This is a genomic window from Levilactobacillus huananensis, assembly GCF_003946145.1.
Taxonomy (GTDB): Bacteria; Bacillota; Bacilli; order Lactobacillales; family Lactobacillaceae; genus Levilactobacillus; species Levilactobacillus huananensis.
This window is the reverse complement of record NZ_RHOC01000006.1, coordinates 117912-131225: the sequence shown is the minus strand read 5'-3', so window position 1 is coordinate 131225 and position 13314 is coordinate 117912. Positions and strand designations below refer to the sequence as shown.

Genomic DNA, 13314 nt, shown 5'->3' with positions numbered 1-13314 from the left:
GCATTCACGTCAAAAGCTTTCAATAATTTAATGACTGATCACGAAGTGATCAGAAGCATGTCACGTCCAGGAACACCATACGATAATGCGCCAATGGAGCGTTGGTGGAATGAATTCAAGCTTAACTGGTTGGATAGTCACCCAATGCCAAAGACAAGGGAAGAATTAGTGAAACTGATTGAGGCAGGCATTTACTATTTCAACTATATTGATCGCACAGCACAAAGAAACGGCTCCACCGCGAATGAATACCGCGATGAAGCCGCCTAAGCAATACTAAAAATTATATTATTTCAACTGTCAACTTGACAGGTACTAGTGCACGTAATGCCAACCGATCTTTTTAATTTAATGAAACTATTTCAGAATATTTATAGGTCGCTAACAATCATCCGCCATCTCACCTTATTCATCTTCGTGCCGATCATCAGTCTTAACCGCATGTCCATATTTCACCAGCTCATAGTTTTGTGACGTATTATCGTTGCCAGCAGGCTGAATCGTTGCGGTATATTGAAAATCTTGAACATGATCGTAATCATAGTCGGTCAACCCAAAGGTATACTCAACCGTGAAGACCACTTCACTTGTCCCATTAGGTCCCGGTTTAACAGATGACACACTCGTATCCATCCCAATGTAATCGAGATCATCATTATCGTTGTATCCCTGAGCCATCTTTTTCAAATCTGCGTAATGGGCATTGTTTTCCCCATTCAAAAAGAAGTCAGACATCGCATCACCATCATCATCGGTCGCGTCACTCAGATGACCATATTGGGCAAGCCCTTCGGCTGCTTTAAACAAGTTGGCGATAAAATCATCCGCATCGTCTTCACTCATCATGTCCTTATAATCTAAATCAACAGTACGCTGATCATCGTCCTTATGTAACTTGATGGTCGAAGTTGTTGCCTTCCCAGCACTAGAAGTATACGCCGCATAAACACTCATCTCAGACGTCCACGGTTCATTCTTAATCTGGTAGGTCCCTGAACTGTCCGCTGTCCCAATCTTCTTGCCATTCAGGTAAATTGATGAACCGGGTACCGTATCTAATTCCGCAGAAATCGTCGTCAATTGTAAATCATAGGTTTGGCTTTTCGTGATGTGGTAGTCACTGCTATTGGTGAGATTATGACCACCGATCTTCCCTTGGGATTGCAAGTGATATTCACCCGGAACCATCGCGGAAAGCTTCTTCGTAAACTCATCGCTTGTCGCCGTCGCAATCTTTTGATTATCTAACGTGATCACATTACCTGTATGATTCGTGGTCACCGTTGGATAAACCGGGCTCACACTAATCTGATACTTCGGGAAGAATAGCAGGTGATGCCCCCTTTTTTCGTAAACAAAGTTGCCATCTGCACTACGTCCACTGGCTGTTAAATCCGCCTTCAGTTTACTCAAGGCCCGCGCATGATCGCTATAATACCGGTTGACTGGCAATAATTTTTCTTTACTTAATGTCAGATCTGAACTGGCACTACTGAAGTCGTCCGTGAGGTGTTTGCCACTCTTGATATCGTTAATCGTTCGGTTCAAAGTTGCGGCGCGTGAATAATATTGACCTCCCCAAGCAAAGAAGCCCACCAGGGCAACGACTACAACGCCTGCTCCCCACCAAATTCGTTTTTTATTCTTTGACCATGGCTGCCGCGGCGCACGACTGATCCGTTGTTGTGGCGCCGCTTGTTGTCTGCGCTGGTGGACCTGGTCTGCTGGCGTTGCTTCATTTTGGTTCTGCTGGAGATTATAGCCACAATTTGCACAAAATGTATCAGTTGCTGAGACCGGTTGCCCACAGTTGGGACAAAAATTTGTCGTGGCACCACCAGGTTGATTAGTCGCTGGTGCCCAATAGTTTATCAAATGCATCATGAAATCCTCCAATATTAATGTTGAGTGTCCACAATTATCGCTTCACCGTACAGACAAAGTTGCCCCGGTTGCATCGGCTCCGGCTGAATGGAAACCCGCGCCACACCCGCATAGCCCTTCACCAATAATAAGCTGTAAACATGCTTCATTAGATCTTCCCAAGCTGCTTTAGCGCCCGCACGAGGTGTAACATCACTTTCCGCGAAGATTAAACCTGCCGACTGATAACCGACCGGAATATGACGATCCTCAGTGATTTTGAAGTTTCTCGTTTGTGCCACCTCATCAGGTGTTAATGCCAAATCAAATAACGAAAATACCTGGTCAGCTGCATGGGGAATCACCGCGTATTCGTCAGCCGAAGATAAAGTCGTCCCACACTTCAAACAGAAGTTAGCATCCACAGCGTTGGGATTTCCACATCTGGAACAAATACGGTAATAAGTTTGCTTCATTTCGATAACACGTCTTCCCTTAATCGTCAAAGTCGACTTCTTTGAATTTCCCCTTAGATGCGTCATATTCGGCTAAAATGTCGTGAATATCATCGTAACGATAAGTACTGTCGTGATCACCAGACTCGGCGTCGTACAGTCTAATTTCCGTAATGTGGGCCTGCGGTGTCGATTCTTTATAGGTGTAATCGTCCGTATCCAGGTCCCCATTTTCACGCAATTCATCTAAGGCCGTCTGTGCTTCGATCGATAGATCATCGTAACTATCACCAGAATCCAACGCATCGTCACTAGTCGTGTTATCTTCGACTTTACCGCCAGTCGCATCAGTAACCGTTGTCTCATCCTCATTCTGATTGACCTCGTCGTGACCTCTCTTCGTCGCTTGGACAATCAAGTCAATATGTTTATTGACCGAATTTCCTGCCACTAAATCGACTGTTGTACTTTTGTGAACACCCCCGCCTGATAATTTAAACGTATATTGTCCAGGGAACAACGGGCCTGCTTTATAAGAATAGTGATCATTCTTAGTGGTAACCAGTGCTTTCCCGTCAGCCAGCAATGTGGCATTCGCCACGTTACTCGTTAACACCGGATGCATGGTCGTAACCCGTAGCTTATACACTGGAAAAATCAAGAAGTTATGACCGGCCGTTTCCAACTTAAACGTATGGTCCCGCGTCTCGCCAAATTTTTGCAGGTCGGCTTTCAAGGTCTTCACGTACTTGGGGTGCTTCCGTGCATAATTAAAGAAGGGTTGTACCGTGTCTCCGTCAATTTTCAAATTCGGATTATCACTAACCAGTTTTTTGGCGAAGTCGTTGCTCTGGTTGTCTGTAATGTCGTCCGTAATCGTCGCAATCTGCCCTTCCTTACCAGCCTGCTTATTATAGAAAGATACAGCAAGTACGGTGACCGCAATCACCGCGACGGTAAGCATGCACCAGATTCCGCGACTGAGCCATTTCACTTTCTTTTTCCCCGGCTCAGCAGACTTACCATGCTTGCTATGTCGTCCTCCCCGATGCTTCTTGATGAGAGGTGTTACCGAGGCCGTTCGCAAGTTGAAACCACAATTCTCACAAAAAACACTATCGGACGCCACCGGTTGGTGACAGTTCGGACAAGTCTTCAATAGAATTCACTCCTCAGCGTGGGGCATCAGGGGGTAAAAAACGGCCGTAGATCGCGGACAATACCTTCTGTGTCGCCACAGCCGATAGGACAAATTGACGTTAGATTAGGTTTGCTATAAAAAGGCAGATATTCAACTATTTACCACCCAACACCCGACTATTTTATTAAGTTTTTGCTACGTTTATTATTATACGCTAATACCTGTTTAGTGAAAGGACTGTTTAATAAACCGGCCTTTTAGTCCCTTATTAACTCATTCTCACCAAAATGCGCCACAACTAAAAAAGCCTCGCAGACTTGAACCTGCGAGGGGGTGTTTATTACTGACGTTGTCGCCATTCATCAGCTAGGATCCCATACTGATAAAGATCCAACCACTGGCCATCTTGAAAAACGGCCTCACGATTGACGCCTTCGCGGATGAATCCTACCGCAGTATAGGCGTGAATGGCAGGGAAATTATTAGCGTTGACGTTTAGGGTCACTTTATGAAGACCCAACTCGTTGAAAGCAAACGACAGAATGGTGTCGAGTGTATCGGTCCCAAAACCTTGACCGCGATCGCTCGCCACTGGCAGGGCAATGCCCAGATCGGCTCGCCGATTCTTGAACTGGACATCATCGAGAATGACCCATCCCAACAACCCATCATCGGCATTTGCTCGTACCATGAAGAAAAACTTATCATCGCGATCGGGTTCGGCCGCCAGTTCCGCATATTCCGAGGCTGTCCATGGATGAAAGGCATCTGCGGATAGATTTCGTAGTAAACCTGGCTCCCATTGCGTGTCTTGAAGCCATTCTGCATCCCCATCTCGCATTTCCGTTAAATGAACCAATTGTCCCTGAACCACATCTTTCATCCGACAGACCTCCCATTTCTTTGCTCTAACTCTACCATAGACTATCATGGCGAACCATATTAATTGGCGGATCACTTGAAAACCATTATACTAATCGCATCGTAATAAATAAGGGAGGAAACTATCTATGAAAATCACAATTATCGGTGCCACTGGAATGGCCGGCAGCGCCTTGGTCAATGAAGCTTTACACCGCGGGCATCAAGTCACCGCGTTAGCCCGTTCCGAGGAAAAATTAGCTAAATTACCGACTGACAATCCGGCCTTAACCACCCACGTTCAGGATGCCTTTACGTTAAGCACCGCTGATCTTCAGGCTACAGATATCGTGATTGACGCCTTTGCCACCGCACCTAGTCTTGCCTTCCAACACGTCGATCTAGCCGCTCACCTAGTGGCCCAGCTTCGTGAAACAGCTACGCCTCGCTTAATCTTCATTCTAGGCGCTGGTAGCCTCCAGACGGGGGATGACCACCATCTGTTCGTTGATGATATCGCCAAAGATCCAAACGCCGCTAGCTTCATTAGCGTTCCTCAAAATCAATTGAAAGAACTCAATTTCTTACGCGATGTCGACAATGTTAACTGGGTTGGTGTTTCTCCCGCAGCTAACTTCCACCCTGGGGATACCGTTCCCGCCTTGCTGGGCACGGATAATTTACTCTTCAACGCTAAAAATGAATCTGGCACTTCAGCAGGAACGATGGCTGTGGCGATCCTCGATGAGATCGAGCAACCACAACATCATCAGGTGCGCTTCACCGTTGCCGATAAATAATCAAACAATTCTGGAGTTTCGGGCTTTTGTCCGGAACTCTTTTTTGGTATGCTTACCGGGTGCTAAAATCCGAAACTTAACTTTAAGAAAGTTGCGATGCCATCTTGAAAACACAATTAAACCGGCGAGAGTTGCTCTTCATCGGCATGATGCTCTTTGGCCTTTTCTTCGGCGCCGGCAACCTGATCTTTCCCATTTTCTTAGGACAACAGGCTGGTTCCAATGTTGGTTGGGCCGCTGTGGGCTTGTTACTCGCTGGAATTGGAATTCCGCTTCTAGGCGTCACCGGGATTGGGATCACTCACAGTGAGGGGGTCTTTGACCTCGCAACCAAGGTCAATCGCCCCTTCGCCTACCTCTTTACAATTCTGCTCTACCTGACCGTGGGCCCATTCTTTGCCCTTCCTCGTCTAGCAACAACGTCCTTTCAAATCGGCCTTGTCCCCTTTATCACCCCGCATCACCAGTCGCTCGCCCTAGGACTCTTCTCAGTTGCCTTCTTTGGCCTCGCCTGGTGGTTAGCCCGCCGCCCCGGGAAACTCATGACTTACGTGGGAAAATGGCTCACACCACTATTTCTCATCCTCTTAGGAGCACTAATGTTAGCGGCCTTTCTGAAACCCATGGGTGGCTTATCCAGTGTTCCAGTCCGTGGGCATTACATTCACGCTCCCATCCTGAGTGGCTTTATGGAAGGCTATAACACCATGGATGCCCTGGCCTCACTGGCCTTTGGTATTGTGGTTATCGATAGTATTCGCGACCTGGGCGTGACCGAACCCGGGCAGATTGCCAAAGACGTGATTAAAGCCGGAACCATCAGCATTGTCCTGATGGGCATCATCTACACACTACTGGCACTCATGGGAACCATGAGTCTGGGACACTTCTCACTCGCAGCCAACGGAGGCATCACCCTGGCGCAGATTGCCAATTACTATTTTGGGACCTGGGGAACTATCCTTTTGGCATTAATTGTGATTATCGCCTGTCTAAAGACCGCTATTGGGCTCATTTCAGCCTTCGGGGATGCGGGTCACGCTTTATTTCCCCGCATCCCTTATGCGCTTTTGATCGGTATTGCCAGTGTGTTGCCCTGTCTATTTGCCAACGTCGGTCTGACTAAACTGATTGCGGCTTCCACGCCGGTACTGCTCTTTCTGTATCCCCTGGCCATTGTGCTCATCCTATTAGCCGTCCTATCCCCTTTGATTGGGACCTCACGTTGGCTCTTCGGGACCGCAATGCTCTTCACCCTCATTCCAGCCACTTTTGCTGGCCTCACGGCATTGCCAACAACCATTCAAAATACGATCTGGTGTCGTCCGTTACTAACGCTTAACGCGTCCCTCCCCTTAGCCAATCAAGGATTCGGCTGGATGGTTCCCGCATTAGCTGGCGTTTTGATCGGCTGGATTGCTAGTCGTTTGATCTCAAATTAATTGCGCGTCACCCTAGGTGGTCCTCAGCAATCTCCTGATTGTTGAGGGCCACTTTTTCGTTCGAAAAGTTGTCTTGCAATTTGAGTGGTTTAGACTCCCCTTGGCGCAAAATTTCTGGTATTATAGATTCAAGATGTAATCAAATTCTCATATTCTCATTTAATTCAAACGAGGTGAAAATGATGACTACTACCCGTTACCCTTTAAATGTTGCCAAGATTTTCGTGCCAATTATCACTGTTGTGCTCTTGTTACTGATGCTGTCTATCAGCGATCCCGTAATTGTTGCGTTCCTATGTTTTAGCTCGTTGATTACAACGATGCTTCATTTCAACGTTTTCGAGGATACCAGCGACACCCATCCGTTAAACCGGATCGACCTGGTTCTTCAAGTTGTCTTTCTACTCGCATCATTCTTCCGTGCCTTCATCTTGGGGGCAACTGATTATCACTAAATGAATTAAGCCCGGTTGTCCAAGCTGACAACCGGGCTTTTTAAGATCAATTACAATCTCTTATGGTTTCGTCTGATCATCACGGAAGGCCAGCACCAAGGTCGCAACAGCCAGACTTAACGAAATGCCGCCCATAGCCAGATCCCGATTAGGGCGTAGGAACAGGATCATCCCAGCCACGAAGAATAGGCCAGCATTTAACAAATAGCTCTGCTTGCGGTTCATTCCCACACCTCCCCAGAGTGGGCTCGTCGATAACCTCACATTTGTGGTAAACTTTATAAAAAATCACGAAGAGGTCCTCTATCCATGAAAAAATATGTCATTCTCGATCTTGATGATACTCTCCTCGACTTCACCCGCGGCGAAATCGAAGGCGTCACAAGCCTGCTAGCTGAACACGACGTCACCGATATTGCCCATGGCCTACAGGTCTACCAAACGATCAACACCGCAGTCTGGCAACAAATAGAACAGGGCGCACCCCGCGAACCCTTGTTGAATACACGCTTTACCAAGGCCTTCGGTGCCCTGGGAATTTCGGTCGACGGTGCGGCGCTCGAACGACGTTACCATGCCATGTTGGATCACAATTTCTATGTACTCCCCGGAGCCCAGGACTTCCTGAACACCCTTCAAAAGGGACGGCTCACTCTAATCGTCGGGACCAACGGGACCAAGACCATCCAGCTCAACCGACTAGAAGGTTCCGGCATCGCCGGCTACTTCGATCGTCTCTTCATCTCCCAAGACCTCGGGGTCGATAAACCCGATCCAGCCTTCTTCAACGCCATCTTTGATGCCTATCCAGATATGACGGCAACGAATACCATCATGGTCGGTGATCATCTCGCCTCAGATATTCAGGGAGCACTGAATAGCCACCTCGACAGTATCTGGTACAATCCGCACCACGATCCCAATTCCGAGGATATTCAGCCAACCTATGAGGTCGATTCCTATGTAGCCGCTGAGCGCCTCTTACTCAACGATTAGCCCAACCCCACCTCACCTAAATAGGTCTCAGGGCCTTGGGCCTTGGCCGCTTGTAAAACGTCCCAATCCTGTTTGGTAATGAAGACGATCGAGTCTGTCTCATGACCATCCATGGGTGTCACAACCACCGTTTCTTGGCCATCGCGAACCTCGGCTAGTATCTCCATCAAAGCCTGTTGTGCCGCCGTTGGTGAGTAACGCTTCATGTGTATACCTCCTCTAATTATCTTGCTAACCGTGCCAAAATCCCGGCTAAAACGGCCGCCAACAGCACTTGACTCAGTAATAGATACTGGGTCTGACGGCGCCACCATATTTGCTGATCTTCTGAAACCCGACGACGTCGTTGAATCCGTAAAGCCACCATCCCTGAGGACAGATCGACCAACAGTAACAGCCAACCCACACGCTGATTTGTCCAATCCGGTTGAATGACCGCAATCGCAGCGTAAGCCAATCCTAAATAGAGAAAACTATGACACATGATCTGATGACGACTCAACCGCCAGCCATTGGCCGCTTGGATCCGCTTTAACAGTTGCCGATGCCACCACAAACTCACTAAAGCCAACCCAAGACCCAGACCTAACAGAATCGTTTGCACGTTCAAGACTCCCTTATCCCGAGGTCGCCAATTGAGCGACCACACTCGGCGTTCCGCTTGTCTTATCTCTTTTTCAAGACTAACAAGACCACGTGTTGTTGCTGCAAAGAACGTGTAAAGATTATGTGTTTTAATTATTAACTATCGAATAACGATATGGCTATTGCCCTATCGCTATGCCTTGCTGTCATCTTTAATTATTTATCTTTTGAAAATTAATTATTAATAATTAAAAAAAGAGGTGTCCTTCCGGTTATCATAACCGTAAGGACACCTCTTTACTTTTGAACTACTTTACTTTCGCAATCTTACCCTGTTCAACGTAAACACTCAGAATAGCAATATCGGCGGGATTAACCCCACTGATTCGGCTAGCCTGTGCCAACGTCTCGGGTTGAATCTTCTTGAGCTTCTGATGCGCTTCGGTCGCCAAACCATCAATCGCATCGTAATCGATGTTTTCTGGAATCGCCTTAGCTTCCATCCGCTTCAACTTCGCCACGTTAGCTTCAGCCTTCTTGATATAGCCGGCATATTTCAGCGAAATCTCAATTTCTTCGACAATATGACGATCCAGAGGTTGTTCTGGTGCCGGAATGAACTCGAGCAAGGTCTGGTAATCCACGTATGGCCGACGCAAGAACGCCGCGGCCAACACGCCATCTTGAAGTGGTTTGTCACCGTGAGACTCAACAAAGGCATTGATGGCAGCGCTTGGCTTAATTCGGATACTATTCAAGCGGTCCAGTTCAACCTGAATAGCGGCCTTCTTAGCCAAGAATTCTTCATAACGGTCATCGCTGATCAGGCCCAACTCGTGGCCCTTGGCCGTCAGCCGCAGGTCCGCGTTATCATGCCGCAAAATCAACCTGTATTCGGCCCGACTAGTCAACAAACGGTAAGGTTCCTTGGTTCCCTTGGTGACCAAATCATCCACCATAACCCCAATGTAAGCATCCGAACGCTTCAACGTGAAGCCCGGCTTGCCCAGGGCCCGTAACCCGGCATTGATTCCTGCCAGCAGACCTTGACCCGCTGCTTCTTCATATCCGGACGTTCCGTTAGTCTGGCCAGCCGTGAAGAGGTTCTTCAGTGGCTTGGTCTCTAACGTGGGCCGTAATTGATAAGGGGAAACAACATCGTATTCGATGGCATAGCCGGGACGCATCATTTGTGCGTCTTCGAGACCTTGAATGGAGTGTAGAATCTTCTGTTGAACTTCTTCAGGCATCGACGTGGATAACCCTTGGACGTACCATTCGTCGGTCTTACGACCTTCAGGTTCCAAGAAGAGTTGGTGTCGTGACTTGTCGGCGAAACGAACGATCTTGTCTTCGATCGATGGACAGTAACGTGGGCCCACCCCTTCGATGACCCCGGTAAACATCGGCGCACGGTCGAGGTTTTCACGGATGATCTTGTGGGTCGTTTCGTTCGTGTAAGTTAACCAGCAAGAAAGCTGGTTCTTCAAGGCCAAGTAATCACTGTCGGGTGTGGTAAAGCTAAAGTGATTAGGCTCTGCATCCCCTGGCTGTTCCTCGGTCTCATCATAGTGAATGGTATTCCCATCCACTCGTGGTGGCGTCCCGGTCTTAAAGCGCTCGAGGTCAAAGCCATACTTAGGCAGGTTGGCCGTCAGCTTGTTGGCTGGTTGGGAATTGTTAGGACCTGATGAGTACATCAATTCCCCAATAATAATCTTCCCGCGAGCAGCAGTCCCAGCGGCGATTACCACGGCCTTAGCGGCATAGCGCGCCCCAGTATTCGTGATAACACCCTTGCAGGCGCCATCCTCCACGATCAGGTCGTCGACGATTCCTTGACGTAACGTCAGGTTAGGTTCGCGTTCAATCGTATGCTTCATTTCAGCATGGTAGGCATGCTTGTCGGCCTGCGCACGGAGCGCACGGACGGCCGGCCCCTTACCGGTGTTCAACATCCGCATCTGAACGTAGGTTTTGTCGATGTTACGCCCCATTTCGCCACCCAAGGCATCGATCTCACGAACGACGATCCCCTTAGCGGGACCCCCGACCGATGGGTTACATGGCATAAATGCCACCATGTCCAGGTTGATGGTCATGAGGAGTGTTTTGTTGCCCATCCGGGCGGCGGCTAAAGCCGCTTCGCTACCGGCATGACCGGCACCCACAACGATGACGTCGTAGTCCTGGCCGGGATATTCTTTTACTTCAGTCATGGTTTCTTTCCCTCCATGTCGGGTCACGGAACTACCCGCGGCCAAACGGTTTATACGTTATTTTCCTAAACAGAATTGGCTAAATAATTGGTCGAGTAACTCGTCTTGGTAGCTATCCCCGGTAATTTCACCCAGCAGATCCCAAGCTCGCGTCATGTCGATTTGCACCAGGTCCACAGGCATCCCCGCGGCAATCCCACTCTGAACGTCATCCAAGGCGTCACTGGTCTGGTGTAACAACCCAATGTGGCGTGCATTAGTGACCATCACCGAGTGTGAATTCGACTCGATACCTTCATCAAAGAAGAGATGAGCAATCGTCGTTTCCAGCTTATCTAAGCCGGCTCGCTGCAGAATGGACGTCTCAATAATGGGACTCCCATTAGCTGCTTGTTTGACCGCGTTCAGGTCGAGTTTCTGAGGTAAATCCGTCTTATTTAAAATTAGAATCCGTTGCGTGTCGGCCGTAGCCTTCAGCAGCGATTCATCCTCGGCGGTCAACGGTTCACTCGCATTGAGCACCAACATCACCAGATCGGCAGTGTTGATCGCTTTGCGTGACCGTTCCACCCCAATCTTTTCAACCTTATCAGTCGTATCGCGAATTCCCGCGGTATCGATCAGCTTCAACGGCACGCCCTTAACATTAACGTATTCTTCGATGACATCTCGTGTTGTTCCGGCAACATCGGTTACGATAGCCTTGTCCTCGTGTAGCAGGTGATTCAAAAGGCTACTCTTCCCAACGTTTGGTCGACCCACAATTGCGGTGGCCAAGCCTTCTCGAAGCACCTTACCCTGTTTAGCGGTGGCCAAAAGTGTCTGGACCTGTTGCTGAACTTCTTTGGACTTCTCCAGTAACATCTTGGTCGTCACGGCCTCAACGTCATCATATTCCGGATAGTCGATATTCACTTCCACTTGGGCCAGGGCATCCAAAATATCCTGGCGCAGGTGACGAATCAAGTGGGAAAGATCCCCATCCAGTTGGTTTAAGGCGACCTTCATAGACTTGTCGGTTTTAGCTCTGATCAAATCCATAACGGATTCAGCTTGCGTCAAATCGATCCGGCCATTTAAGAAGGCCCGCTTCGTGTACTCACCGGGTTCGGCCAGCCGCGCACCATAACTCAGGCACAACTGAAGGATCCGGTTAGTCGCCACGATCCCCCCATGACAATTAATTTCAATAATATCTTCCTTGGTGTAGGTCTTCGGGGCCCGCATCACAGTAGCCATGACCTCATCGACCTCTTCACCGTCCTCAGGATCGACGATGTGACCATAATGAATCGTATGGCTAGCGACCTGACGCAGGTTAGCCCCTTTGAAAAGTTTGCCAGCGACATCAAAGACCTCTTCACCGCTCAGCCGAATGATGGCAATCCCACCTTCACCAGGTGGGGTAGAAATTGCTGCAATCGTATCAAATTCTGTGGTTGTGACTGCCATGAGCCATCCTCCTTTTTAAGTCTGTCAGTTGGTTCTTACCCCTGTTTACGCAGTCTAACGCCCCGGGCGTATCATTTTACGCCATAAAAAAAAGCACCCACTCCACGCCACCTAACTGTGCGTGGATAAAGTACTTTCACTACTTTATCGTAAACTTGATAAGAATGATTGTCTTCACTATAAGGGGTAAAGACGCTTTTGTCAAACGAAACTTAGGCCGGTTCGATGACCACAGCACGATGGGGTTCTCTCCCTGCCGAATAGGTTGTAACGTAGTGATTCTTCGCCAAAACCGCGTGGATCTGTTTACGCTCAAAGGCTGGCATCGGGTCCAAATAGATGGGCTTCCCGGTCGCCACAACCTCACGCGCCGTACTCTCGGCCAATCGGTTCAACGTGGCGGCCCGCCGTTCACGATAACCGGCAACATCCAGTTCAACCATGACGTGCGCGGCCCCATGATGGTTCAAGAACAGTTGTGCCAAACTCTGAAGCGCGTTGATGGTCCGACCATGCTTTCCGATCAACAGGCCCTCTTTCTCCGTAGTAAAGGCCAGCTTAACTTGACGCCGTGCCGTTGATTCCACATCCAATGTAGCGTCGATCCCTAGCTGATCGACGATCGCAGCCAGATAGTCCTGAACGGCCTCAATGGCCGCCTCACGACGTTCCCGTCGTTCCTCTGGCGTTGTCTCAGATTGCACCGGGTAGGCGGCCTCAGGGGTATCAGCCACGGCCGCTGACGGCTTGGTCGCGGGCATCATCGGCTGAACGGGTACGACCACTTGTTTCTTAGCCGTAGATGTCACTGATGGGGCAACGGGCTTCAACGCCACATCTACCATCGCATCTCTCTGACCAATTCCCAGCCAACCCTTACGTGGCGTGGTGACCACTCGGGTTGTCACTTGGTCCAACCGACAATTCAGGGCGGTCAATCCTGCCTGAATCGCCGCCTCTTCCGTTTTCCCCGTAAAGATTGTCATGTCGTCCATTCCTCCAATATGCTTTCAGTCATTTTTCAGTATACCATAGAACTTTCCAA

General features: G+C 49.0%; 15 protein-coding genes. 5 read left to right on the top strand and 10 right to left on the bottom strand.

Annotated elements, in window-relative coordinates:
* Positions 1-270, top strand: a 270-nt coding sequence (locus EKM71_RS06755; protein WP_164504738.1) for an integrase core domain-containing protein, incomplete at its 5' end; no start/stop codon positions are given.
* A 135-nt stretch (positions 271-405) separates the two neighbouring features.
* Here the strand turns inward: EKM71_RS06755 and EKM71_RS06750 are convergent.
* The 4 genes from EKM71_RS06750 to EKM71_RS06735 all read right to left on the bottom strand — a co-directional run bounded on the left by EKM71_RS06750 (position 406) and on the right by EKM71_RS06735 (position 4342).
* On the bottom strand, positions 406-1881 hold the full coding sequence (locus EKM71_RS06750) for a zinc ribbon domain-containing protein (RefSeq protein ID WP_164504748.1): 1476 nt from the start codon (positions 1879-1881) through the stop codon (positions 406-408).
* A 17-nt stretch (positions 1882-1898) separates the two neighbouring features.
* Positions 1899-2339, bottom strand: a complete 441-nt coding sequence (locus tag EKM71_RS06745) for a zinc ribbon domain-containing protein (RefSeq protein ID WP_164504747.1) — start codon at positions 2337-2339, stop codon at positions 1899-1901.
* Between the two features lie 19 nt (positions 2340-2358).
* Positions 2359-3477 carry a TcaA second domain-containing protein gene (locus EKM71_RS06740; RefSeq protein WP_125573853.1) on the bottom strand — a complete coding sequence of 373 codons (1119 nt, stop codon included), beginning with the start codon at positions 3475-3477 and terminating at the stop codon, positions 2359-2361.
* 322 nt (positions 3478-3799) lie between these two features.
* The gene (locus EKM71_RS06735) at positions 3800-4342 is read right to left on the bottom strand and encodes a GNAT family N-acetyltransferase (RefSeq protein WP_125573852.1); all 543 of its coding nucleotides are present in this window, start codon (positions 4340-4342) and stop codon (positions 3800-3802) included.
* A 127-nt stretch (positions 4343-4469) separates the two neighbouring features.
* Between EKM71_RS06735 and EKM71_RS06730 the strand changes: the two genes are divergently transcribed.
* The 3 genes from EKM71_RS06730 (at position 4470) to EKM71_RS06720 (ending at position 7017) form a co-directional block, all read left to right on the top strand.
* Positions 4470-5120 (top strand): NAD(P)-dependent oxidoreductase, encoded by a 651-nt coding sequence (locus tag EKM71_RS06730; protein ID WP_125573851.1) that lies wholly within the window; start codon positions 4470-4472, stop codon positions 5118-5120.
* A 104-nt stretch (positions 5121-5224) separates the two neighbouring features.
* The gene (brnQ, locus tag EKM71_RS06725; protein ID WP_125573850.1) at positions 5225-6562 is read left to right on the top strand and encodes a branched-chain amino acid transport system II carrier protein; all 1338 of its coding nucleotides are present in this window, start codon (positions 5225-5227) and stop codon (positions 6560-6562) included.
* A gap of 182 nt (positions 6563-6744) precedes the next feature.
* Positions 6745-7017: a hypothetical protein gene (locus EKM71_RS06720; protein WP_125573849.1), complete on the top strand. Its 273-nt coding sequence runs from the start codon at positions 6745-6747 to the stop codon at positions 7015-7017.
* Positions 7018-7077: 60 nt separating this feature from the next.
* Here EKM71_RS06720 and EKM71_RS11070 read toward each other — a convergent pair whose 3' ends face one another.
* On the bottom strand, positions 7078-7242 hold the full coding sequence (locus EKM71_RS11070) for a hypothetical protein (protein WP_164504746.1): 165 nt from the start codon (positions 7240-7242) through the stop codon (positions 7078-7080).
* An 84-nt stretch (positions 7243-7326) separates the two neighbouring features.
* Here EKM71_RS11070 and EKM71_RS06715 point away from each other — a divergent pair, with 84 nt between their 5' ends.
* A complete protein-coding gene (locus EKM71_RS06715) occupies positions 7327-8013 on the top strand; it encodes a YjjG family noncanonical pyrimidine nucleotidase (RefSeq protein WP_125573848.1) in 687 nt (228 codons plus the stop codon).
* Here EKM71_RS06715 and EKM71_RS06710 read toward each other — a convergent pair.
* The 5 genes from EKM71_RS06710 to jag all read right to left on the bottom strand — a co-directional run bounded on the left by EKM71_RS06710 (position 8010) and on the right by jag (position 13255).
* On the bottom strand, positions 8010-8219 hold the full coding sequence (locus EKM71_RS06710) for a hypothetical protein (protein WP_125573847.1): 210 nt from the start codon (positions 8217-8219) through the stop codon (positions 8010-8012). The two genes, EKM71_RS06715 and EKM71_RS06710, sit on opposite strands and share 4 nt — an antisense overlap.
* A 17-nt stretch (positions 8220-8236) precedes the next feature.
* A complete protein-coding gene (locus EKM71_RS06705; RefSeq protein ID WP_125573846.1) occupies positions 8237-8617 on the bottom strand; it encodes a hypothetical protein in 381 nt (126 codons plus the stop codon).
* 289 nt (positions 8618-8906) lie between these two features.
* Positions 8907-10817, bottom strand: coding sequence for a tRNA uridine-5-carboxymethylaminomethyl(34) synthesis enzyme MnmG (mnmG, locus tag EKM71_RS06700; RefSeq protein WP_125573845.1), 1911 nt, complete (start codon positions 10815-10817; stop codon positions 8907-8909).
* Between the two features lie 57 nt (positions 10818-10874).
* Positions 10875-12269, bottom strand: a complete 1395-nt coding sequence (mnmE, locus tag EKM71_RS06695; protein WP_125573844.1) for a tRNA uridine-5-carboxymethylaminomethyl(34) synthesis GTPase MnmE — start codon at positions 12267-12269, stop codon at positions 10875-10877.
* A 212-nt stretch (positions 12270-12481) separates the two neighbouring features.
* Positions 12482-13255: an RNA-binding cell elongation regulator Jag/EloR gene (jag, locus tag EKM71_RS06690; protein ID WP_125573843.1), complete on the bottom strand. Its 774-nt coding sequence runs from the start codon at positions 13253-13255 to the stop codon at positions 12482-12484.
* Positions 13256-13314 lie beyond the last annotated feature (59 nt).